Genomic DNA, 22,917 nt, shown 5'->3' with positions numbered 1-22,917 from the left:
TGTTTATTATTTTTGCGGCATGAAACCATATCTATATCTGCTTCTGCCCTTGTTGCTTTCTGCATGTGCCCAGGGACCTAAACAATCTGCGGCAAAGGCAGAACAAAAGGAGGCGACTACAGAAGTTAAAGCAGATACAGCGATCAAACGCATGCCAGCTGATGCAAAAACGATTCTGAGCAGGAAAGAAGTGCCCGTACTGTGTTATCACCAGATCCGGGACTGGAAGGCTTCAGATTCAAAAAGAGCCCATGATGATATTATCCCCCCGGCTCATTTTAAGGAACATATGAAAATGCTGGCGGACAGTGGTTATCATACCATTTTACCTGATCAGCTCTACGATTATTTAAATTATGGAACAGCTTTGCCTTCAAAGCCGATTATGATCAGCTTTGATGATACAGATCTGGACCAGTATACTACAGGTGCTTCGGAATTGAAAAAATATGGGTTTAAGGGGGTATTTTTTATTATGACGGTTTCTATAGGAAGGCCCCGTTACATGAGTAAAACACAGATTAAAGAACTTTCTGATGATGGCCATGTGATTGCCAGTCATACCTGGAACCATAAAAACTTTACCCAGTTTACAGAAGAAGACTGGAAGATCCAGATCGATGAGCCAACTAAGACCCTGGAAAAACTAACCGGTAAAAAGGTTGAATATTTCGCTTATCCTTATGGACTTTTTAAAGCTTCGTTGCTGCACAAATTAAAAGAGCATGGCTTTAAAGCCGCTTTTATTCTATCCACGAAACGAGATGAAACCTATCCTTTGTATACCATCAGAAGAATCATAGATCCGGGAACCTATTCTGCCAGAAACTTGTACAACAGCATTCAGAAAAGTTTTAACAAGAAATAAGCTTGCTTGTTAAGTTAAAGTTGGTTTGGCTGTAAATGTCGGAAATGTTAACAATTAGTTAACGGAGAGCATAGGATTCAGCAATAGCTATTCGATAGTTTTGTAAAAAAAATGTGATGAAAAATCTGGAGTGTTTCAGGAGATCGTCACAGATAAAAACAAAACTATATATGAAAAGACTTCTACTCTTATTTCTTTGCAATTGTTTTCTAGTGTTGAGCGGGCCGGGTGCTTTTGCTCAGAATGAAACAACGGCTTCTCTTAACGGTACTGTTGCAGATGCAAAAGGGCCTATCCCAGGTGCAACGGTAATTGCTGTTCATGAACCTTCGGGTTCAAAATACATCACGACTACCCGTGCTGACGGACGTTATAACCTGCCAAGTATGCGGATTGGCGGGCCTTATACGGTTTCAGTTTCTTTTGTTGGGTTTAAAACCCAATCTGAACGGGTAGAAAAACTGGCCTTGGGACAAAATTCTACGTTGAACTTTAAAATTAACGAAGACAGCAATACGCTGAATGAGGTTTCCATTACCGGTGTACAGGGAAAAGTATTCAATTCCGGACGTACCGGGGCTTCTCAGAACATTTCCCGTGCGGCAATTCAAAATCTGCCGACACTGAACCGCAGTTTTACTGACTTTGTAAAACTAACGCCTCAGTTTTCTGTGCAGTTTGGAAGTCCGAGCTTTGCCGGAAGGAGCAATGTGGGCAATAACTTTACCATTGATGGTGCTTTGTTTAACAATGCTTTTGGCTTACAGGGAACTATTGGTAGTCAAACGGGTTCCCAACCCATCAATATGGATGCTTTTGAAGAGATCAGTGTAAATATTGCACCTTATGATATCCGTCAGAGCGGCTTTACCGGTGCAGCCATTAATGCCGTAACACGCTCTGGAACCAATGAATTTCAGGGAACTTTAAACAGTTATTACAGGAATCAGGACCTGGTGAGTGAACAAAACTATGCGGGCTTAAAAACACCAGTTAACAATTTTAGTTTGAAAGGTTATGGCTTTACTTTAGGTGGCCCGATCATCAAAAATAAGCTCTTCTTTTTCTTAAGTGGTGAGCTGGAAAGAAGGTCAGATCCGGGTACCAGCTTTGTGGCTTCACGTAATGGAAGTACAGGGCCAAACGTTTCTCAGGCAAAGGGAGAAGATCTTGATAAACTGAGTACTTTTTTACAAGGTCTGGGATACGATCCGGGACCATATGAGAATTATCCGTTGAAAACCAGGAGCAATAAGCTTTCTGCAAAATTGGATTACAATATTGACGACAAGAATACTTTAAGTTTGAAATATTTCTATTTCAGGTCATTTAAGGATATTTTGCCAAGTAACAGCGGGGCACCGAAAAGTCTGCGTCAGCCTTCTCAAACCGGCTTGCCTTTTCAATCTGCAGGTTATGGGATCAACAACAATATGGACAACGTGAACCTGGAATTCAGGACCCGGTTCAACAATAAAATGTCCAATCAATTAACGGTTGGCTTTAACAATATGAATGACTTCAGGGAATCAAAAGGTAACAAACCATTTCCTTTGGTAGACATCATGAATGCTGACGGAGGTTCTTACACGGCTTTTGGAATGGAGCCGTTTACAGCTTTCAACATTTTAAAAACGAAAGTATACCAGGTAACCGATAACTTTAATATCTATGCAGGCCGTCATGAGATTACTTTAGGGGCCAATTATGAGGGTTACAGAACTTCTAATGGTTTCGCACCGAATTATTATGGTACTTATACCTTTAACAGTCTGGCCGATTTCTATAATAGTGCAACAAATGGTGTTTCTAATGCCACAAAATACCAGATCCAGTATTCAGTAATGCCCGACGGATCGTTTCCTTATGCCACCATCCAGTCAAATATGTATGGTTTGTATGTACAGGATGCGTATTCTGTAAGCGATCAGTTTAAGTTGACAGCTGGTTTGCGTGCAGACCTGACCAATATATCTTCTGGTTCGGTGATGCGTAATGAGAATGTAGAGAAACTGACCTTTGCAGATGGAGAGAAGATTGATGTGAGCAGATACCCTAAATCTGCGGTCCTATGGTCGCCAAGGTTAGGCTTTAACTGGAATGTAAATAACGAAGGCAAAACACAAGTTAGAGGAGGGACAGGTTTGTTTACCGGCCGTCCGCCGCTGGTATGGATCTCTAACCAGGCCAGTAACAACGGTGTACAGTTTGGTTCAGAATCGATCAATAACCCAACCAACCGTCCATTTACGCCAAATGTAGATGCTTACAGAAATGTAAACCATGCTACAGCAGCAAACAATACAGCGTATAATTTAGCGGTTACTCAATCTAACTTCAAATTTATGCAGGTATGGCGTTCCAATCTTGCTGTTGACCAGAAATTACCTGGAGGAATTACCGGAACACTAGAGGCTTTGTATTCTAAAGACATCAATTCTGTTTATTTTAGAAACGTGAATCTGAATACTTCAGACTATAAACTACTTGCCGGTGCAGACAACAGACCAAGGTATACCGGTTCCCGGATTTATGGATCAGCTACGCCAACACCATCCAATCCGAACATCTCTGATGCGATTGTAATGACCAATACCAATAAAGGTCACAGCTTGTCTTTAACAGGAACATTATCCAAAGAATTTAAAGGTGGTTTCTTTGCAACCGCGGGTTATACCTATACCGATTCCCGTTCTGTAAATGATGGCGGTACTATTGCACAATCGATGTGGAGGGACCGTTCTGTTGCCGGAAATCCGAATACAGATGAAATGTCTTATTCTACCTATATGGTTAAAAACCGGTTTATTGCCTCTTTGGCTTACCGTAAAGAGTATATTAACCATCTTGGAACAACGGTATCTATGTTTTACCAGTTACAGGATGGATTGCGTTATTCTTATACCTATGGAAATGACCTGAACAATGACGGATTGAGTGGAAATGATCTGATCTATGTGCCAAAAGACAAATCACAAATTAAACTGGTAGCAGAGTCTGCAGCAGATACCCGTACAGCAGATCAATTGTGGTCGCAACTGGACAGTTATATCAATCAGGACCCTTATCTGAACAAGAAAAGAGGTCAGTACGCCGAAAGGAACGGACTGGTTGGAACCATGGTTGGGACACTGGACATTCGTATCGCTCAGGACTTGTTTGCAAACCTGGGCGGCAAGAAAAATTCCCTGCAATTCACCTTCGATATTTTCAACTTTGGAAATATGATCAATAAGACCTGGGGTGTACCTAAATTTGCCAACAGAGCGAATGGATTGCTGAATTATAAAGGTCTGGATGCAAATGGCCAGCCTACGTTCTCTTTCCCATACCTGAATGCAGGTAGTGCAACACCATTGGTGAATACATTCTCAAATAGTATTGACGAAACTGCAAGGTGGAGAATGCAGATTGGTGTTAAATACAAATTCAATTAAAACAAAAAAATAGCTTTTTGCCTCACAAAGCCCGGATGAACACCATTCGGGCTTTGTGTTTTTGAGGGACTACAAAGTTTTTGACAACAGGATCATATGTTTGCATTGAATATGATTTTCCCAGAGGGCTTCCTTATAATTTATGATGAAGAAATTTTTTTTTATCCCGCAGATCTCAAAGCCCATTTTCTGGTATAGGTACAATTGTCTGATACTTGAATTTCCAGTGCCGATGATCAGCTTTTTATAGCCATTTTTACGTGCCGTATCTTCTGCATGACGGAGCAATAAGGTGCCAATCCCTTTGCCTTGATGGGTTTCGCACACGGCAATATTTTTGATCTCGGCAATGTTGCTGTCGACAGGGGTCAGTACATAAACACCGAAAACTATACCCGCTTCTTCAGCAATATAGAGGGTAGACACAGCCAGGTACTGGTCTATCAGTTCCTTCGAGGGATCGGCCAGGAGAAGGAGCGTGTAAGGAATTTTTTCGTCCTTTTTAAGGGGTCTGATGGCATTGAAAATATGCATTAAGCCTAAAGATCGGTTTTATTTCAAAATAATTATTTAACATTGAGTCGGATATCCTTCAAACGGCGCCATGACCAGGGCGGGATAGACTGTGATAAAAACTGTATGACTTTAAAGCGTATTGATAATGAGCAACTTTTGCTAAAGCAGATTTCTGAAGGAGATGAACACGCTTTCGGGGTTTTATTTTATCATTATCTCCCGGTTCTGAAAGCTTTTGCTCTTCGGTTCACGAAATCGGATGCGGCGGCAGAGGAGATCATTCAGGATACCTTTTTAAGGGTCTGGCTCAACCGGGATAAACTGGAAGCCGTAGAAAATGTAAAAGCCTGGCTGTACAAATACACTTCAAGCGAATGCCTGAGTTACCTCAGGAAAGCGCTGAAACGGGCGAGGGCTATGGATGACCTGAAACTGGATGAACCAGGAGAAAGCAATACAACCATTGATACCATACATTTAAATGAGGTTAGCCAGCTGGTGAATGAAGCCGTTCGTAAATTACCTGCACAAAGGAAAAGGATCTACCAGATGAGCAGGAATGAGGGCATGAATATTCCTCAGATTGCAGAGGCTCTTGATCTTTCTCCAAATACAGTAAAAAATGCCCTGGTTACTTCATTAAAGTCCATCAGGGAATACCTGAAAAGCCATGGCATCGCCTTAAGTCTCCTCGCTTACCTGGCTTTATTAAAATAAATTTTTATTTCCGATAGTCCTTAATGCACCCCCGCGCTTCTTAGTTAAGAATCTTATGAAGGAAAGAATTAAATACTTACTGGAACAATTTGAGAAAGGCAGGCTGAACACTTCAGAAACCAGGGAATTGTGGTTCCTGGTGAATGAAGAAGAAGAGGGGGTAGCCGAAGGGATAGAGGCAATGCTTTCTGTTCAGGAACATTTGCATGCCGTACCAGAAGTAGATGTGATTGCCTATGATGAGATGCTTGATGCGATCTTATCTGCAGATCGTCCCTTTAAGCCTAAAAAGATATTTTTAATGCCGTCCCATTATTGGGCAGCGGCGGCGATGTTATTTGCAGTGCTCTCTCTTGGCCTTTATTTTTATCTTTCCCCTGCTGGCCAGCACAACAAGCATAGTTCAAAATATGCCGTTGAAATAAGGCCGGGGGGAAACAAGGCCATTCTGAAACTGGCCGACGGATCGGAAATCTCTCTCACCGACTCCGGAAAGGGAACACTTGCAGACCGGTCTGGCATCAGGGTAACCAAGACAACCGATGGTTCAGTGATGTACCAGGTTATACCAGGAAATGAACAGCCTGAAAAGCAGGCCGGGTATAATACCATTTCTACCCCCCGTGGCGGCCAGTATCAGATTGAATTGCCCGATGGGACAAGGGTATGGCTGAACTCTGCTTCGTCTTTGAAGTTCCCGCAAAGTTTTGCCCAAATGAAAACCAGAGCTGTCGAGCTTAAGGGGGAAGCCTATTTTGAGGTGTTTAAGAACAAAAAACAGCCCTTCCAGGTCCGTACCGGTGTAGCCGAAAGCGGACGGACCCAGCTGATCGAGGTTTTGGGTACCCATTTTAATGTCAATGCTTATGCCGATGAAGCCAGTACGAAAACTACCCTTTTGGAAGGGCTGGTCAGGGTAAATAGTGGTACCGAACTTCGTCCGGGTGAACAGGCGGTGTTAAACCAGGGGCATGTACGGGTGGTGCAGGTAGATACAGAAGAGGCGGTGGCCTGGAAAAACGGATATTTTATTTTTACCAACGAAGATATTTACAGCATCATGCGAAAAATTTCGAGATGGTACGATGTGGAAGTGGTTTATGAGGGGAAAATTACCGACAACACTTTTAACGGACCTGTGTCTCGTTCCAGCAAAGTTTCAGAAGTACTGGACATTCTCGAACTCACTAAAACTGTTCATTTTAAAATTGAAGGAAGGAGGATCACGGTTATGCCTTAAAACTTTACTTATCCCGGCGTGATCCCGATATATAAAACATGCCAGACCCGACGGCCATCGGAGTCTGACACTGGTTTGGATCACGACATATTTTGCAGAAACACAATCAATCAACAAACCAAACCAATCAAATGTAATGAAATTTTACGATCTCTTTAGGTCTAAGCAGCCCGCTTATGTCCCTAATCAAATATTGCGTATTATGAAGCTGACTATCTTTTTAATGATCGCTCTCATTTTTCAGGTAGCCGCAAAAGGCCATGCTCAAAACATCAACCTAACCGAAAATAATGCTTCACTGGATAAAGTCTTTAAAGCACTGCACAGGCAAAGCGGCTATAATTTTGTTTATACCGCACAAATTGTTGCGCCTGCAAAGCCAGTAAGCCTGCAGCTTAAAAATGTTTCCCTTAAAGAGGCCCTGGAGCAATGTTTCAAAGATCAGCCCATCACTTATGTCATTCGTCAAAATACAGTAGTGATCCAGAAAAGAAATCCTGTTAACCTGGAGCAGCCTGTTCCGCCTATAGAGATTAAAGGGATTGTAGTAGATGAAACGGGCAGGGAATTTCCGGGAGTTAGTGTAAAGATTAAAGGAACCCGGGTAACGGTAGTGACCGATAATTCGGGTAAATTTCAAATTACAGTTCCCGACCGGGAGGCCATGCTGATCTTTTCTTATATCGGGTATAAGGTCCAGGAACTGTCTGTTCAAAAAAGCACGGTATTCAGCGTGAAAATGCAACCAGCTGAAAATGCATTGAACGATGTGGTGGTAACCGGTTATCAGTCTTTAAATAAGAAAACTTTGACAGCTTCGATTACGACCATAAAGATGAAGGATCTGGAATCCATATATCAGCCAAATATCGATAAATTGCTGCAGGGCCAGGTACCGGGTTTAACGGTGATGACCTCTTCTGGTGCGCCTGGCGCAGTACCGCAGATCCGGATCCGGGGTACATCTACCATTAGCGGAAATGTGCAGCCTTTGTGGGTAGTGGATGGTGTGATCCTGGATGATGCTGTTAACGCATCCGTAGATGACATATTAACCAACAGGAACCTGATTGCATCTGGTATTGGCGGAGTGAATGTGGATGATATAGAATCAATCAATGTACTGAAGGACGCGGCGGCAACGGCCATTTATGGTACAAAAGCGGCAAACGGGGTCATCGTTATTACCTCAAAAAAAGGGGTGGCCGGTAAAACCAGGATCAATTATACCACCAATTTTTCCGTGGCGGAACGTCCCAGGATAGAGGATGCCTATATGATGAATTCCAAAGAACGGATTGATGTGAATATGGAAATGATCAGAAAAGGCGTGTTGAATGCCAGTTCAGGAAAAGCCGGTGAATACGGCACAGCTTCCGACTTTGAACGTTATTTTATAGATGTAAATGACCGCAAGATCAGCTGGGACCAGTTCCAGGAAAAAGTGAAAGGGCTGGAGGAAGTCAATACAGATTGGTTCAAGTACCTGTTCCGAAATGCCTTTACACAAAGACATAGCCTTAATGTTTCAGGCGGAACGGAACGGACTACTTTTTACGCTTCAGGAAGTTATCTGGACGATCAGGCTACCGCCAAGGGCGTGGGCCAGAAAACCTATACGGGTTCCTTAAAGGTCTATACCAGGATAAAAGACAACATCAGGCTGGGGCTGTTGCTCGATGTGAATGCAAGGGACAACAAGAGTTTCTTTGCCACAGATTCGAGGGAGAACCCATACGAATGGTCTATTTATACCTCCCGGGCACAAGCGGCTTACGATGAAAGCGGCAACTATAATTACATGTATTACAATGGCTTTAAATACAATTTCCTGGAAAACAGGAATATGGGCTGGCGCAACTCCAGAAACTTTGGTATGCGGGGTACTATTGATCTGGAATGGAAGCTGCTGAAAGATCTGACCTATTCTGGCCTCTTTGCTTATTCCAAACAAAACACAACCGATGCAGATATTGCAACAGAGAACAGTTATTTTGTAAAGAGCCGGCAAAGGGACGTGATCGAAATTGTAGATTATACGGCGGTTCCGCTATGGACAGACGGGGGCTACAGGAAAGACAGGAACAGTTATAACGGGTCTATCACCTTCAGGAATCAGCTGGCCTATAATCCGGTATTCAACCAGGTGCATTACCTGAATTTAATGGCCGGACAGGAGATCCGTAAGTCTAAATTTGACGAGCAAACAACGGAAATCTATGGTTATGTACACGATAGAGGCCATCAACAGGTACCACAGTTCAAAATGATGCAATACCTGGGAACACCTTACTGGAGGGAGAACCTGAATGAATCGGCTGCGGTATCTTATTTTGGTGTGGCAAGCTATACCTACGACAACCGCTATTCGGTCAGTTTAAATGCCCGTACAGACGGATCAAATCGTTTTGGTTTGAAAACAAACCAACTTTTCCAGCCCTTATGGGCGGTTGGCTTGAACTATCAAATGAAAGAAGAGTCCTTTTTTAAGGATAAAGAATGGTTGAGCTACCTGACCCTGAAAGGATCTTACGGTAGTCAGGGGAACGTGGCTGCACAGGCTTATTCTGATTTGGTAGCTACCATAGGTACACTGGACCTGATCAATAAAGAAGGTTACCTGACGATTTCTGCACCAAAGAACCCTAACCTGAAATGGGAGATGAACTATACCACGAACCTGGCACTGGAATTTGGCTTCTGGAAGAGAAGGCTTACAGGTTCCATAGAGTATTACAATAAAAAGGCAGCAGATTTACTGGGCAGTAAAGAAGTCTCGCAGGTCACAGGTTTCAGCACAGTTCAGGTAAACTGGGCATCAATGAGAAACCGTGGTGTAGAGTTTTCATTGAGTTCGATCAATATTGACTCCAAGGATTTCCGATGGTCTACGAATCTAAATTTCGGCTATAATAAAAACGAAGTTCTGGAAGTGTATTCTTCGCCGACAGTGGGTACGTTGACCAATGCGCAGCGCTCCAATTATTCTGCCGCTGCAGTGGTCGGAAAGCCCATTAATGGCTTATGGTCCTATCGTTATGCCGGATTGACGAAAAATGGACAGGCATCATTTTATACGGAAAAGGAGGGGCAAAAAGTTCTTCAGGGAATGCGGAATATCAATGGTCTGGAATATTCGGGCACAACAATGCCTGTTGTGCAGGGTGGTTTTACCAATACGTTTTCTTATAAGAAACTGAGCCTTTCGGCTTTATTGATCGGCAGTTTTGGAAATGTCATCCGTCTGAGGAATTTATCGCAAGGTTATGCCTTGTCCTTCCCTGATGCGACACAGAACATGTCCAAGGATTGGGTGTACAGATGGCGCCAGCCGGGTGATGAGCTCAATACCGATATCCCTGTATTGGAGAAAGAGCAATATGGACAGGATGTGGCCGGAAGCTCCCCGACAAACGGAACTATGTATGACAACAGCAATCTGAGAACGGTTAAAGGAGATTTTGTGCGTCTTCAAAATCTATCCCTGAGTTACGATCTCTTCAGCCCGCGTTTGAGGTCAAATGGCATTCAAAACATCCGCTTCATGTTGCAGGGCAATAACCTGTTGACCTGGAAGAACAGCAAACTGAACGGACAGGATCCGGAATCAACAGGCTCCGTGATGCGCTATACCCAGACCAATTCGGCCAATGTTTCCTTTGGGAATACCTTTTTGCCGGTGCCCAGGACCTATTCACTATCCATTACTGTTCAGTTTTAATTCTTAGAGCGATGAAGAAATTAATTTATATCCCTTTGCTGGCCGCCCTGCTGATCACCTTAAACGGCTGTAAAAAATTGTTAGACATTAAACCGGTGAACAGTATGACGCCGGTGACCATTAACGATTATGAATCTGTATTGCTGGGCGGTTATCCCCGGAGTGACTTCTTTTTCAAGACAGAACTGATGACCGATAATGCCTATGCGAATCTGAATTCCGGGCAAACGCCAGACCGGACTTCCGAGCCCTGGTTTGTCTGGGCTTCCAGTATGTTGCTGGATGGCGTTCAACAGGATCCTTATTGGGGAAATTTGTATAAATCCATTTTTTATGCCAATACTGTTCTTGATAATTTTGAGAAGCGGAGTGTGGGGCCTGAGGAAAAAGATTTGTTCGAGAAGGTAAAAGGAGAGGCTTATGCCTTACGGGCCTTCAGTTATTTTTACCTGGTGAACTTTTACGCTGAGCCCTATGGGACCGAACATTTGCAGGCGCCCGGGGTACCTATGCCTCTGACGGCGGTAGACATCAATGCGACAACAGGAAATAATGTAAGAGAACCGCTGGATAAGGTATGGAAGCAAATCCTTAGCGATTTGAATACCGCTTCATCCCTTCTCGCAGGAAAACAAAACAGCAGCCGTTTTCGTTTCAATTACAATACCGTACAATTGTTGAAGGCCAGGGTCGCACTTTTTATGGGCGACAATCAAACGGCAACGGAAGCGGCAAGCTCGGTGATGAGCGCAAGCAAGCTGACTGATCTGAACAGTTTACAAGCTTATCTGGATGATAAAGGAAATACCTATGCCTTTAGCGGAAACTTTGGGTTCATAGACACGGATTACAATAAGGAAATTCTCTTTTTTATGGGAGGGAAAGCCAATTTTAATTTGTTCTATTATTCCAGGGCGGTATTTAAACCCACAACAGAGCTGCTGGACCTGACCAAACGTTATGGTCATTTAACAGATTACCGGCAGTTTATTTTTGAGTCTTTTGCCATTCCGAATACTTCTGAAGGGGTTATGACCGGACCAACCATGTACAATATGTACGCCAAGCAGGAAAAGGATTCCTATTATATCGGCTTAAAAGCCAGTGAAGCCTATGTGATCCGTGCTGAGGCATATGTGCGTATGGGGAAAAACAGCGAAGCCGTTATAGATCTGAATACCTTGCTTAAATCCCGGATTAAGAATACCCAGTTTGTACCGCTGAAAACAGCTGATTTTACAAATGAATCCCTGTTGAAGCGTGTGCTGGAAGAACGGCGTATCGAAACTGCTTTTGATGTAGGCCTGCGGTGGCTGGACCTGCGCAGGCTAGGGAAACCGGAAATCGTGCACAGTTACAAAAATGGTGTTTTGTATACTTTGAAGAAAAATGATCCGAGGTATTTAATGCAGATCCCCCCGTCGGAGTACAACAACAGTCCGGGGATGCCCCTTAATCCAAGATAGTGTGCTATAATAGAATTTAAGACGATGAACCCGAAAGGCTTCCTCTGAAAAAAAACAAAAAATTAGAGATATGAAATTCAAAAATATATGTTTCTTCCTCCTGGGTATCGCCCTGATTGTGGCGGCTTGTAAAAAGGAGGAAAATCCGGTGGCTTCTGCAGACCTTGGTATCCCTCAGTTATTCGCTCCGGCCGCAGATGCCGATCCCAAGGTAAAAAAGCTGTATACAGATTATGGGGTGTGGGTACGGATGGATTTTAAAGACTGGAAAGAAGTGACGAATGCTATTCTGGGAAACGATGTGAATAACCGTTATGGGGCAACAAAGATTGACGACGGGCAGCGGCAGAATGCCATTACTTATGCAGAAAGTCTGCTGTCTAATGTTTCAAAGCAGTACTCCAAATCCTTTTTTCCGCTGGAACTTTTTTTTGTAAAGACCTACAACGGCTCCTGGTGGGCCGCAGACCTGCAGGTGATTGGCCGGAGCAGACTGGTGTTTTGCTGGCCCAATCAAATGATCAATGCTCAGCCGGTTACTGATCCTGTGAACCATTATTACCGGGATTCTGTGCTGACCAGGGCAGTCTGGTCCAATATAGGCGGTATGATCACCGCCCGTATGACTAAACCCGTAGAAGGTTTTGAGCTTGCAGGGAGAGCTTATGATAATGGCCAGGCGGTTGATAAGATCCTGGAAGATTATTATAACGATTATGACCTTGAGAAGCGGGATGCAGCTTTGGACGAACTGGCCAGGACCGGAGGCTTTATTACTGGTCACGGTTCCAGGTCATTTGATTCTGATTTCCCTCAGTGGCTAAATTTAATTGTTACCGAATCTTATGAAAACATCCGGAAAAAATATCTGGATAATAATGAAAGGCGGACCAATAAATATAATATCCTGATTAAATTCTTCAACAGCTATGGATGGGATATCCAGGCCGCGGGAAACCGTTACAGACAAAAACTGGATGAATTCAATAAGTAATTTCTAACAATCACATAAATTAAACTCAACATGAACAAACTCGTTCTAACTTTACTCCTGACGGTGCCGGTGGTGGCATTTGCACAAGATCAAGCTTTTACCGTTAAAGGTAAAGTAGCCAGGACCCAACCAACAGCAATGGCTTATCTGAGCTACAGAACAGCGGGGAAATCTGTCAAAGACTCCGTATTAATCAAAAATGGCAGTTTTGCTTTTAGCGGTACGGTGCCAGGACCAACGGCAGCACAACTTTTCCTGAGCCATCCTGGCGCAGATAAAAAAGGGGCAGACATGCTGGCCATTTACCTGGATAAAGGGGCTGTTCAGGTGACCGCTAAAGATTCTGTAAAATATGGTGTGGTGACCGGTTCTGCAATCAACGCAGAATTTCAAAAATACAGTGAAGTGATTGCCGGTCCGGAGAAGGTACTTAAAAAGTTAAGTGTAGACTGGGCTGCTTCAAGCAATGAACAGAAAGAGGACAAAGATTTCAGACAGGGCTTTTCTGACCGGTACAAAGTGGCATCGGCCGAAAAGATGCGTCTGCAGGAAAGCTATCTGGCCAGTCATCCGGATTCTTATTTCAGCCTAATGGCCTTAAGGGAAACGACAGAGAATGAAGAAGATCCGGCTAAAATAGAACAGTCTTTTAACAAACTGTCGGCAAACCTGAAGTCTGGTGCTGCCGGTCAGGCATTGGCCAAGACCATTGCAAATCTGAAAGCGACCCAGATCGGGGCGGTTGCGCCAGATTTTACACAGAATGACGTGAATGATAAACCGGTAAAACTTTCTGATTTCAGAGGAAAATATGTACTGTTGGATTTCTGGGCATCGTGGTGCGGTCCATGCCGCGGTGAAAACCCGAATGTGGTAAAGGCTTATCAGACTTATAAAGATAAAAACTTTACGGTACTGGGTGTCTCGCTTGACATGCCGGGAAAGAAGGATAACTGGTTAAATGCCATCAAAACAGACGGCTTGGAATGGACCCAGGTTTCCGACCTGCAGGGTTGGAACAATGCAGCTTCTAAAATGTATGGGGTTAAGGGTATTCCCCAAAACTATCTGATTGGTCCTGACGGAAAGATCGTAGGAAAAAATTTAAGGGGAGAGGAACTTCAGGCCAGATTAAAGGATGTTTTGTCTAAATAGATAAAATCTATAACCATGAAATTCGGGGGATGTTGAAAAGCATCCCCCTTTTTTATTACATTCGCTGCATGTCGTCACATCACATTGTAAAGGAAAAACAAGAGCCAGCTTTGTATATTCATCAGTTGGGAGATTTTGATACCGAGTATCTTGGACAGTTGCTGGAATGGAGCCCGACACTGATCGTTAATGCCGGAGAATATGAGAAGATCATCAGTTTGGGCCTGAAAGTAGACCTGGTCCTGAACGGGGTTGACAGCACTTTTTCCCAGGAACATACCCGGACCATTATGGGGCCGGGCGATGATTTTAATACGGCCCTGAACTATCTGATCTCTGAAAAGTATCCTGCAGTGAACATCATTGCCGCGGAGAATAAGCTAAAGGATTTGCTGTATTATGTGCCACTGATCAATATTGTCCTGTTTACCTCTACCCAAAAAGCCTACGCCATTAAGAGTGGCTTTAAAGTTTGGAAGCCGGCTGGAAGTATCTTTTTAATAGAAGTGATGTCTTACTTTGAAACCAGTAATTTAAAGCAAAATGAAGATGAAACCTTTCAGGTACTGCACGATGGATTTGTCGAATTTATTTTCGATACAGAATACTTAATCATCAGTGAAAAATTATGATCCTTTTAAGAAAAGCTAAAGAACAGGATATTCCCCTGATCCGGGAAATTGCAGCAATTACCTGGGGGCCTACCTATGTACCTATCATCGGTCAGGAACAGGTAGACTATATGCTGGAAAAAATGTACAATGATGGCGTGCTGCTGGAGCAGATGATGCAGGGACATGCCTTCCTGATTGCAGAGATTGGGAAAAAAGATATGGGTTTTGCGGGTTATTCCATTACAGACCACGACAATAAAGTCTATAAACTGCACAAGCTGTATGTACTTCCTGAAGCACATGGTAAAGGTGTAGGGAAATTTTTAATCAATGAAATTGTCAATGCCATCCGGGAAGCCGGGGGGAAAAAACTGGAACTGAATGTAAACCGGGAAAATAAAGCAAAGGACTTTTACGAGAGGGCGGGTTTTCAAATCAAAGAAACCGTTGACCTGGATATTGGCAACGGTTTCTTCATGAATGATTATGTGATGGAAATGGATATTTCCTGAACCTTTATTGTTGTAATTTAGGGATTCGGGTAGGTGTATCCGTTCCCTTTACAATAGACATAGCGCTTTTTGCAATCGCCTTGATGGTCATCAGGATGTTCTCTGTATCCAGGCTTGAATACTCATCTTTTACGGTATGGTAAAGTTTATCGGTGTCAATCTGATCTGTACTAATGGTATGAGCAGGAACACCTAAGGCGGCTAGTGTCGCATTATCGCTTCTATAGAACAGGTTTTGCTGCGGATAGGGATCTGGGTGAAACGTAAAGGGTGATCCTGCCAGGTTTTTCTGAAGGATCTTTCCAAAATCAGATTTTTCGAAACCGGTAATGAAGGCTGAGTTCTTGCCGAATTTGCTTTCTTTGCCAATCATTTCAATATTGAACATGGCTGCGACTTCGTCGGGATTTAATTGCTGTGAAAAATAACGTGCACCAAAACCACCAATTTCTTCTGCTGTAAAAGCCACAAAGATCAGTGTGCGCTCATTGTTATGTAGCTTTTTATAATATTTGGCGAGGGCAATCATTGCTGTAGTGCCAGAGGCATCATCATCTGCTCCATTTGCAATGCTGTCCTGATCCACCGCAGGTAAAATGCCTAAGTGGTCATAGTGCCCTGAAAAGATCACCAGTTCTTTGGCTTTTGATTTTCCAGGGATCATGCCTGCAACGTTAAACAGGGGCATTTTATTGACGCTGTTTTTTAAGTTCACCTTAAAATTATTGGCTACAGTATCCTGATCGAGGATAAATACCAGGGCGGAGCTGCTTTCCTTAAGGTCTTTTTCATCCAGGACACTCCCTGATTCCAGGTAGGCTTTAATGCGTTTAAAAACATCTACAAATTTTACATCAACCAGGACCAGCTGTTTCTTTTTATTTCTGATGATGGCACGGTATTGCTCCATAAAGGGTTTTTCCGGGTCCATTTTGATCCAGCCATCACTGTTGGTGTTGTCAAACTGCAGCGCCTCTGCATGATTTCCAACAACCAGTACTTTTTCTGATTCGATGGTCTTTCCATCAACAGACACTTCGGTTAAAGAGGGTTTAAGCTGGTATTTGTAAAAGGTTTGTCTATACCCGCCTGCGCCTTTTAGCGGCTGCAGGCCAATCTTTTTAAATTCCCCCTCAATGAAAGTAGCGGCTTTATCGATGCCCGGGGTAAAAGTGCCTCTGCCCTGCATATCGTCGCTGCTGAGGGTCTTAATCAGTCCATCTACATAATCCTTGGTAATGATCTTATCTATATTCTGAGCTGCGGCAGAGCCGGTGATGCAGAAGGCAATAAAGAAATACAGTAGTCGTTTCATCATAGCATTTTATTCTTGTGTTCTTATCTGTTGTTTACGTCGCTCAATTTCGGTAGAAATTCTGGTTTCCTGTACCTGATCGGTTACTTCTGTTTCAAATTCCTTGTCTTTATCCGAGCTGTGCATCTGTACTTCTTCCAGATTGGCTATAGCATAATCATAGGACCCGCGTGTGCTCATCATTTTTACAAATACCGGTAAACATTCGAAGAAAATGAAAAGTAATCCGATAAAAGTAACAGCAAGAGAAGTATTGAGGTCTCTTGTACCATTTGGATTAAAGCTGAGCTGGCCGAGGGCCCAGTTCCTGTCTGCAAAACCAGCGATGCTGGTCAGACTGTCCAGTTCTTTGCTGGTATACAATTTCTCGGTCATCAGGCCATCAAACTGTTTTCTGTCATCTACAAAACGTTCTAGCTTCCGTACATCAGCACTTAAGGTATCCAGGTTCTGCTCTCTCTGTTTCAGTTCGGCCTCTTTACGTTTGGCATAAGGCCCATAGCCCATTACGCCCGAGGTTTCAGTGGTCTTGTTTCCAAAGATCTCGAAGTTGAGTTTCTGGCGGTCGGCTTTGATGCCGCTTTCCAGAGAATCTCTTTGCGCTTTGGCTTCCTTTAGCTTGCCGAGTTCAATCTTATATTTTTTATCAAAAGAACCGTTGAGGGTATCGATCTTGGAGCGTTGATTGTTCATATAGCTTACCTTAAGGCGCTCTTTAATTTCTTTATCGAAGATCTTTAGTTCCAGTGGACGGGAAATCACCATCCCGATCATAATCGCCAGCAAGATTCTCGGCGTGGCCTGCAGCATTTGTTTGGCAGAGGAGGCATTCTTGTCAATGGAAGAAACGATATACCGGTCCATATTAAAAATAGCAAGCCCCCAGAGCAGACCAAAAAATAAAGCGAACAATACCGCTGCGGTATCACCCTTGAATACAAAATACATAGCGTAACCACCCGACAGCGCCGCAAACAAACCTGTGAAAAAGATAGTGGCTCCTATGCCGATATATTTGTTGTGTTCTGTAGGGTGTTTCTCCAGGGTACCAATATGTATGCCGGAGCAAAACCAGAAGAAACGGCTGATCGAATTCATGTTGAGGTCAAAATTAGTAAAGACTTACTATTAAACGCTTGCCACACAGAGTTGTTACAGCACAATTTCTAAAATATTTTGAAATTGTCACATTTTCCGGAGGGCGGATCTCATTTATTTTAAATGATTATCTTTGAGAAAAATTGAATACAATGAAGGAAGTTACTGTACAAGAACTTAAACAGAAAATAGACAATAAAGAAGATTTTCAACTGATCGATGTCAGAGAGACTTTTGAATATGAAACCTCTAACCTGAACGGAGAAAATATTCCTCTTGGCGGATTGCTGATCGAAGTAGACAGAGTGGCTACAGATAAGCCTGTAATTATCCAATGCAGAAGTGGTAAAAGAAGTGCTGCTGCGGTTATGCAATTGGAGCAATTACATGGTTTTACCAATCTGTACAACCTAAAAGGTGGTATTCTGGCCTGGCAGGAAGCTTTTGATCCGAATATGCCAGTATACTAGTATGAAGAAGAAAATTGCGTTAAATGTCTTCTATACTGTAGGGATCATTGTGTCTGTACTGGGAATAAAATGGGGTTTTCAGAACCATAATTACCCGGCGGGCGGATTGTTTATTGCTACAACGATATTTTTTTTCTATTTGAAGATCAAACTGACCAAAGAGTTTCGTCAGGAGATCAAGAACCGAACAAATCAATCTTAATTCCTTCCAGGCCCAGGCCTGGAAGATCTTTTAACTGATATTTTCCTTCCTGGAATTCAGGGGTTGTAAAAGGATTGTTCTTGGTGAGCCAGGGCCCATCCAGATCTGCCCAATCGCATAAGGGGGCCAGTGCAGCAGCTGCAAGAGAGGCGCAGGAAGTCTCACTCATACAGCCGATCAGAATTTTCATCCCGTAACTTCTGGCTTTGAGGATCATTTGATGAGCTTCATACATTCCTGCACTTTTCATCAACTTGATATTGATGCCATGGTAAGCTCCTTTAATCTGCTCCAGGTCGGATAGACGTTGTACAGCCTCATCGGCCAGGATGGGGATCGGACTTCTGCCGGTCAGCCAGGCATTGCCTTCCGTGTCTGCTTTATTCATAGGCTGTTCAATAAGTACGACGCCCTGGTCATGGAGCCAGTAGATCATGTCTATGGCTTTCTTGCGGTTGTCCCAACCCTGGTTGGCATCCACATACAAGGGCAGGTTGGTCAGGCTTCTGACTGTGCTTATCAATTCTTTGTCATTGTCCCGGCCCAGTTTAACCTTGAGCACTTTAAATCCTGCAGCGTCAGCTACCTTTTCCCGGATCACTTCAGGACTATCAATACCGATGGTATAAGAGGTGACTGGCATTTTCAGCGGATCTGCCCCATAAATCTGGTAGCAGGGTTTTTGTTGTAATTTTCCGTTCAGGTCGTTCAGGGCGATATCTATTGCAGCTTTAATGGCGGGATGGCCCGCTGCCAGGCTGTCCAGATAAGCAATGATTTCTGGAAAGTTAAAGGGGTAAGTCAGACAGCTCCAGTCTACTTTGGACAGGAATGCCGTCGCAGACTCGTAGCTCTCCCCCATATAAGGGACCATGGAGGCTTCACCGTAACCTTCTGTCTGTTCATACCTGAGCCGGAGCAGCAGCAGCGGAGTACTGGTCCTCGAAAATTTAGCAATGGCAAAGGGATGTTTAAGGTCAAGATGATAGGAGATATAAGAGGCCTGCATAGGTTTTTCTAGTCGTTTGGTAATATCAGGGTTAAAAAATGAGTCGTTTAACGAATGTAAAAATAATATGCCTAATATTGCGCTTTCTTATGAACAGTTCAGTATACCAGCCCTTTAAAAACTTTGATTTTAAGTATAAAAACTGCTTTTTGAGCGGTGATACTTTTAATTCGCCTATACAAGAAGTAAATATTTTGCCGGCCTGGCTTTTAGAGGTCGCCAATTACACGGGAGAGGAGCAGATCAAACTGCTTGATGAAAGTGTGCGGTCTTATAATGCCCTGAAGGTGCCTTGCAATACAGAAGTACTGGAGCATTTTATACAACCTTTGGAAGAGAAGGTCGCTGCGGCTTTTGCCAAGGGATACCGGGGTGTATCGCAACTGGAAGAAAAAGAGCTTTTCCAGTGGATCGGTAAGTTCATGTACGGTCTGATCTATATCGAAATGAATGCAGCCATCCGTTTGCAACAACTCAGTGGCGATGGATTGAACATGTCGCAGGGATTGATGCATAAATTTGGTAACCTGAACACCATGATCCAGAGCATTTACCTGGATGTGGTTTTTGAAGATTTTACCCCATGGTCTATCGTAGTGGTGCCACTGGAACAAACGGATCATTATTTTAGCTTCCGCGATGAGATCAATACCCTCACCTTTTCTTTGAAACTGAAGGATTTTGGTATCATTGCCTGTTTGCAGGACAATGGAACCAATAAGAAATTTCACCAGGAAATCCTGGAGTCTGTCGCTGGTAAAGCTTTATCAGAGCAGCAATACGAAGAGCTTTGCGCACGTTTCTTTTATTCGGCCTATCTGTTCAACCGCTTGCCGGAATATGGGGTGATGCCAGTGGAGGGCACCATCTATATTGATGCCATGCCTTTGAAAGGCACATTGAATAAGCCACTTTTCGACGTTTGGCAGCACAAGACTTATGGCCAGGTGCTGGAAAACTTCTGGAAGCCATGGAACCTGACCCTATTTGAGATCATTAAAGATCCCACTGCTCCAATAAGCTATTTCCATCCGTCATTTTTACCTGAAGTTTAACGAAAAGCTGAACCAGCACCGGTTAAGGCCGCAATGAAATGCGGGATAATGGTTGGTTCCAGAATAATGGTTACAATAACCCCCGTAATGGCACCGAACAAGTGGGCGTCGTGGTTAATATTGTCTCTTGAGTTTCTGGACATGTACCAGCAATAGATCAGGTAAAGGATACCGAATAAAAACGCCCAGATTGGAATGGGTAAAGGGAAGATCATCAGGGTATCCAGAGGGTAATAAAGGATATAGCTGAACAGGACTGCGCTGATGGCACCCGAGGCCCCAAGACTGTTGTACCAGAAATCATCTTTGTGTTTAATTACAGAAGGAAGATCGCTGAGTACCAGGCCAAGAAAATACACCAATCCAAATTGCCAGTGACCAATAGTGGCTTCCAGTTTAAAGGCAAAGAAGAAAAAGGTAAACATGTTAAAGATCAGGTGCATCCAGTTGGAGTGGATCAGCCCGCTGGTGATCAAAGTATAAACCTTGTTTCTCCGGTATACACTGTAGGGATGCAGCATGAATTTACCAAAGAGAATATGATCGTTAAACGCGTAAATGCTGGTCACCAGGGTGAACACAAAAATAATGGAGGCAACCGGTGTATGGTTTAAATATTCTATCATGTTATTTTAAGCTAATGGAAATATCGTTTTGTAGTCTCGCAATTGGGTATCGCAAATGTGTTTTTTCGTAATAATCAGAATTTTTATAGACAAATTCAAGCAGGGCATCCCCTTTTGCTGCGGGATCAGGATATTTAAGTTTTTCTTTGTCCAGTTTGGCCTTTAATTCCGGATCCTTTTCCAGAAGTTCTGCTGCAGTATCCTCAAAAACATAGGCCGAATAATGTTCTTTCTGGCCAAGTACGGAATCAAAGAAATTCCAGTTGAAGAAGGAGTCTGTAGCCTGTGGTTCCAGGGTTTCAACAATATAGCGGTTCTGGGGCTGATTTACGTAAACGATACAGTCGCCTTTGTAAAAGGCCAGCTGTTGCTGCCGGGTATCCAGTTGTACATTGGAATGCAGGTAATGACCTTCAAAAGGATGGCTAACGGTTTTGAAGTCGGCAATATAATAAGATTCAACAGGCAGAATAGCGTCCTCCCGAAGCTCTTTTATGACCACATTGTTGAGTTTAAGGAGCTCAATCACTTTGATCCAGGCTTTGGGGATGATATAAGCCACAGGTTTTTTAACCGTTATATCCGGCAGGAAATGGTTCCATTCTTTGATGTTGCGGGTATAAGGTTTATTGCGGTCATAATAAAGCCTTAATGCTCCACTGACCTGGCTGGGTTTATAGGCAGCCTCGTATCCTTTAAAGGGCAGCTCCTCATATTTTTCTTTATCCAGCTTCCAGGTCAGGGTAAATTCTTTTTGTGTGGCAACGGCGAGGTCTGCTTTCTTCTTGTTGTTTCCAATTTGCTCTGCATCCTTTGCTACTAAGTCTATATACGTTTCCAGAAGTTTATAGGTCGATTCTACCCGCTTGTCATAACTCTTGAGCATGTGCGTCTCCGGCATAAAGCCAATGGTATTGTGCAGGGTAGTATACCCTGTAGAAAAGCGCGGTGTTTCCAGAAAGCCTTCAATGCCGGCATCAGGTGTTTCTTCTACAGAATTGACATAAGGAATAAGCTCAAATCCTTTTTTTGCCATTTGCTCATACAATGCAGGGAGCATATTGCCGGTCATGTAGGCAGAAAGTACAGGGGCCAGCTTATCCTTTTGTGTCGGGATCAGTGTCATGGTGTACTGGTAGTCTGCGCCGTTGCTGGTATGTGTATCGACAAAAATTTCCGGTTGCCAGAGGTTAAAGATCTGTTGGAAAGCGGCTGAGTTTTTGGAGTCGGTTTTGATGAAGTCGCGGTTCAGGTCATAGTTCCTGCTGTTGCCGCGGAAACCATAGGCTACAGGTCCGTTTTGATTGGCCCTGGAAGTGCTGGTCCGGTTATAGCTTCCGTCTATATTGTATAAAGGAATTATACAGATTACTGTATTTTCTGGGATTCTGTCGTTTTTAAGCAGGTCTCTGGCCAGCATCATACAGGCATCGACTCCTTCAGGTTCTCCCGGATGAATACCGTTGTTGATCAGAAAAATCCTTTTGTTGTTCTTCCGGATCTGAGCTGGATCGAAGACTTTGTCTCTGGATAAAACCAGCAGATGAAGAGGCTTTCCAAAATCTGTTGTACCGTAAGTAAACAGTTTGGCCTGGGGGTAAGCCCGGGCCAGTTTTTCATAATGTTCAATGACTTGTGGATAGGCAGCTGTTTCTTGCTTATGGCTAAGTTCGAAAGGTGTTTGCTGAGCGGAAGCTTTCATCATACTGAATAAAATAATAGATAAGATCAGGACTCTCATTTAATAGCGGCGAAAGGTTTTTTTAGACAATCCAATCGGACCAAGGTTATATCGGATCCCAATACTAAAGTAGGTATATATGTCGGGCCTTCCATTGACCAGTCGTACGGTGGAATCGTCATAGCCATCGAGGCCTTCTCCAAGGGTAATATTAGCCTGAT

General features: G+C 43.4%; 19 protein-coding genes. 13 read left to right on the top strand and 6 right to left on the bottom strand.

Translation table 11 applies throughout. The features are described from left to right. Together VNZ46_RS29320 and VNZ46_RS29315 are read left to right on the top strand one after the other, a co-directional pair. On the top strand, positions 1 to 868 hold an 868-nt coding region (locus VNZ46_RS29320; RefSeq protein WP_414693548.1), incomplete at its 5' end, for a polysaccharide deacetylase family protein. Positions 869 to 1,038: 170 nt separating this feature from the next. Next, positions 1,039 to 4,305, top strand: a complete 3,267-nt coding sequence (locus tag VNZ46_RS29315; RefSeq protein WP_325565258.1) for a TonB-dependent receptor — start codon at positions 1,039 to 1,041, stop codon at positions 4,303 to 4,305. Between the two features lie 69 nt (positions 4,306 to 4,374). On the opposite strand, the gene VNZ46_RS29310 is transcribed toward VNZ46_RS29315, so the two are convergent. Beyond that, positions 4,375 to 4,839: a GNAT family N-acetyltransferase gene (locus VNZ46_RS29310; protein WP_325565256.1), complete on the bottom strand. Its 465-nt coding sequence runs from the start codon at positions 4,837 to 4,839 to the stop codon at positions 4,375 to 4,377. Positions 4,840 to 4,944: 105 nt separating this feature from the next. Here VNZ46_RS29310 and VNZ46_RS29305 point away from each other — a divergent pair, with 105 nt between their 5' ends. From VNZ46_RS29305 to VNZ46_RS29270, 8 genes are all read left to right on the top strand, one after another. Next, the gene (locus VNZ46_RS29305; protein WP_199075225.1) at positions 4,945 to 5,538 is read left to right on the top strand and encodes an RNA polymerase sigma factor; all 594 of its coding nucleotides are present in this window, start codon (positions 4,945 to 4,947) and stop codon (positions 5,536 to 5,538) included. A 55-nt stretch (positions 5,539 to 5,593) separates the two neighbouring features. Beyond that, complete coding sequence (locus VNZ46_RS29300) at positions 5,594 to 6,778, top strand: FecR family protein (RefSeq protein WP_325565252.1); 1,185 nt, start codon at positions 5,594 to 5,596, stop codon at positions 6,776 to 6,778. Positions 6,779 to 6,980: 202 nt separating this feature from the next. Next, on the top strand, positions 6,981 to 10,499 hold the full coding sequence (locus VNZ46_RS29295; protein ID WP_325565250.1) for a SusC/RagA family TonB-linked outer membrane protein: 3,519 nt from the start codon (positions 6,981 to 6,983) through the stop codon (positions 10,497 to 10,499). An 11-nt stretch (positions 10,500 to 10,510) separates the two neighbouring features. Further along, entirely contained in the window at positions 10,511 to 11,965 is a 1,455-nt protein-coding gene (locus VNZ46_RS29290) for a RagB/SusD family nutrient uptake outer membrane protein (RefSeq protein WP_325565248.1), read from the top strand. A 70-nt stretch (positions 11,966 to 12,035) separates the two neighbouring features. Beyond that, the gene (locus tag VNZ46_RS29285) at positions 12,036 to 12,959 is read left to right on the top strand and encodes a hypothetical protein (protein WP_325565246.1); all 924 of its coding nucleotides are present in this window, start codon (positions 12,036 to 12,038) and stop codon (positions 12,957 to 12,959) included. Between the two features lie 30 nt (positions 12,960 to 12,989). Next, positions 12,990 to 14,114: a TlpA disulfide reductase family protein gene (locus VNZ46_RS29280; RefSeq protein ID WP_325565244.1), complete on the top strand. Its 1,125-nt coding sequence runs from the start codon at positions 12,990 to 12,992 to the stop codon at positions 14,112 to 14,114. Positions 14,115 to 14,182: 68 nt separating this feature from the next. Beyond that, a complete protein-coding gene (locus VNZ46_RS29275) occupies positions 14,183 to 14,746 on the top strand; it encodes a thiamine pyrophosphokinase (protein ID WP_325565242.1) in 564 nt (187 codons plus the stop codon). After that, complete coding sequence (locus tag VNZ46_RS29270) at positions 14,743 to 15,240, top strand: GNAT family N-acetyltransferase (protein WP_325565240.1); 498 nt, start codon at positions 14,743 to 14,745, stop codon at positions 15,238 to 15,240. Before VNZ46_RS29275 ends, VNZ46_RS29270 begins: the two co-directional genes overlap by 4 nt. A gap of 4 nt (positions 15,241 to 15,244) precedes the next feature. Here VNZ46_RS29270 and VNZ46_RS29265 read toward each other — a convergent pair whose 3' ends face one another. After that, complete coding sequence (locus tag VNZ46_RS29265) at positions 15,245 to 16,558, bottom strand: M28 family metallopeptidase (protein ID WP_325565238.1); 1,314 nt, start codon at positions 16,556 to 16,558, stop codon at positions 15,245 to 15,247. A gap of 6 nt (positions 16,559 to 16,564) precedes the next feature. Then, a complete protein-coding gene (locus VNZ46_RS29260) occupies positions 16,565 to 17,653 on the bottom strand; it encodes a DUF4407 domain-containing protein (protein ID WP_325565236.1) in 1,089 nt (362 codons plus the stop codon). A gap of 152 nt (positions 17,654 to 17,805) precedes the next feature. Here VNZ46_RS29260 and VNZ46_RS29255 point away from each other — a divergent pair, with 152 nt between their 5' ends. Both VNZ46_RS29255 and VNZ46_RS29250 read left to right on the top strand, forming a co-directional pair. After that, positions 17,806 to 18,123: a rhodanese-like domain-containing protein gene (locus tag VNZ46_RS29255; protein WP_108552096.1), complete on the top strand. Its 318-nt coding sequence runs from the start codon at positions 17,806 to 17,808 to the stop codon at positions 18,121 to 18,123. 1 nt (position 18,124) lies between these two features. After that, a complete protein-coding gene (locus VNZ46_RS29250) occupies positions 18,125 to 18,325 on the top strand; it encodes a DUF6358 family protein (RefSeq protein ID WP_133783867.1) in 201 nt (66 codons plus the stop codon). Here VNZ46_RS29250 and VNZ46_RS29245 read toward each other — a convergent pair. Further along, the gene (locus tag VNZ46_RS29245; RefSeq protein ID WP_325565233.1) at positions 18,300 to 19,334 is read right to left on the bottom strand and encodes a dipeptide epimerase; all 1,035 of its coding nucleotides are present in this window, start codon (positions 19,332 to 19,334) and stop codon (positions 18,300 to 18,302) included. The genes VNZ46_RS29250 and VNZ46_RS29245 overlap by 26 nt on opposite strands. Positions 19,335 to 19,423: 89 nt before the next feature. Between VNZ46_RS29245 and VNZ46_RS29240 the strand changes: the two genes are divergently transcribed. Then, positions 19,424 to 20,389, top strand: a complete 966-nt coding sequence (locus VNZ46_RS29240) for a hypothetical protein (protein WP_325565231.1) — start codon at positions 19,424 to 19,426, stop codon at positions 20,387 to 20,389. Here the strand turns inward: VNZ46_RS29240 and VNZ46_RS29235 are convergent. Beyond that, positions 20,386 to 21,015: a rhomboid family intramembrane serine protease gene (locus VNZ46_RS29235; protein WP_325565229.1), complete on the bottom strand. Its 630-nt coding sequence runs from the start codon at positions 21,013 to 21,015 to the stop codon at positions 20,386 to 20,388. The two genes, VNZ46_RS29240 and VNZ46_RS29235, sit on opposite strands and share 4 nt — an antisense overlap. A 1-nt stretch (position 21,016) precedes the next feature. Then, a complete protein-coding gene (locus VNZ46_RS29230; RefSeq protein ID WP_325565227.1) occupies positions 21,017 to 22,720 on the bottom strand; it encodes a M14 family metallopeptidase in 1,704 nt (567 codons plus the stop codon). Between the last annotated feature and the right edge of the window lie 197 nt (positions 22,721 to 22,917).

This window comes from Pedobacter sp., assembly GCF_035566355.1.
In the GTDB taxonomy this organism is placed as follows: Bacteria; Bacteroidota; Bacteroidia; order Sphingobacteriales; family Sphingobacteriaceae; genus Pedobacter.
Note: the sequence above shows the minus strand (reverse complement) of the source record. Positions and strands in the feature narration are given on the sequence as shown.

Bases quoted from the DNA above. Each gene is read 5' to 3' on its own strand.
- VNZ46_RS29315 (WP_325565258.1), top strand. From the start codon at position 1,039: ATGAAAAGACTTCTACTCTTATTTCTTTGCAATTGTTTTCTAGTGTTG.
- VNZ46_RS29240 (WP_325565231.1), top strand. From the start codon at position 19,424: ATGAACAGTTCAGTATACCAGCCCTTTAAAAACTTTGATTTTAAGTAT.
- VNZ46_RS29270 (WP_325565240.1), top strand. From the start codon at position 14,743: ATGATCCTTTTAAGAAAAGCTAAAGAACAGGATATTCCCCTGATCCGG.
- VNZ46_RS29290 (WP_325565248.1), top strand. From the start codon at position 10,511: ATGAAGAAATTAATTTATATCCCTTTGCTGGCCGCCCTGCTGATCACC.
- VNZ46_RS29230 (WP_325565227.1), bottom strand. From the start codon at position 22,720: ATGATGAAAGCTTCCGCTCAGCAAACACCTTTCGAACTTAGCCATAAG.
- VNZ46_RS29300 (WP_325565252.1), top strand. From the start codon at position 5,594: ATGAAGGAAAGAATTAAATACTTACTGGAACAATTTGAGAAAGGCAGG.
- VNZ46_RS29275 (WP_325565242.1), top strand. From the start codon at position 14,183: ATGTCGTCACATCACATTGTAAAGGAAAAACAAGAGCCAGCTTTGTAT.
- VNZ46_RS29295 (WP_325565250.1), top strand. From the start codon at position 6,981: ATGAAGCTGACTATCTTTTTAATGATCGCTCTCATTTTTCAGGTAGCC.
- VNZ46_RS29280 (WP_325565244.1), top strand. From the start codon at position 12,990: ATGAACAAACTCGTTCTAACTTTACTCCTGACGGTGCCGGTGGTGGCA.
- VNZ46_RS29285 (WP_325565246.1), top strand. From the start codon at position 12,036: ATGAAATTCAAAAATATATGTTTCTTCCTCCTGGGTATCGCCCTGATT.
- VNZ46_RS29310 (WP_325565256.1), bottom strand. From the start codon at position 4,839: ATGCATATTTTCAATGCCATCAGACCCCTTAAAAAGGACGAAAAAATT.
- VNZ46_RS29305 (WP_199075225.1), top strand. From the start codon at position 4,945: ATGACTTTAAAGCGTATTGATAATGAGCAACTTTTGCTAAAGCAGATT.
- VNZ46_RS29235 (WP_325565229.1), bottom strand. From the start codon at position 21,015: ATGATAGAATATTTAAACCATACACCGGTTGCCTCCATTATTTTTGTG.
- VNZ46_RS29255 (WP_108552096.1), top strand. From the start codon at position 17,806: ATGAAGGAAGTTACTGTACAAGAACTTAAACAGAAAATAGACAATAAA.
- VNZ46_RS29260 (WP_325565236.1), bottom strand. From the start codon at position 17,653: ATGAATTCGATCAGCCGTTTCTTCTGGTTTTGCTCCGGCATACATATT.
- VNZ46_RS29250 (WP_133783867.1), top strand. From the start codon at position 18,125: ATGAAGAAGAAAATTGCGTTAAATGTCTTCTATACTGTAGGGATCATT.
- VNZ46_RS29245 (WP_325565233.1), bottom strand. From the start codon at position 19,334: ATGCAGGCCTCTTATATCTCCTATCATCTTGACCTTAAACATCCCTTT.
- VNZ46_RS29265 (WP_325565238.1), bottom strand. From the start codon at position 16,558: ATGATGAAACGACTACTGTATTTCTTTATTGCCTTCTGCATCACCGGC.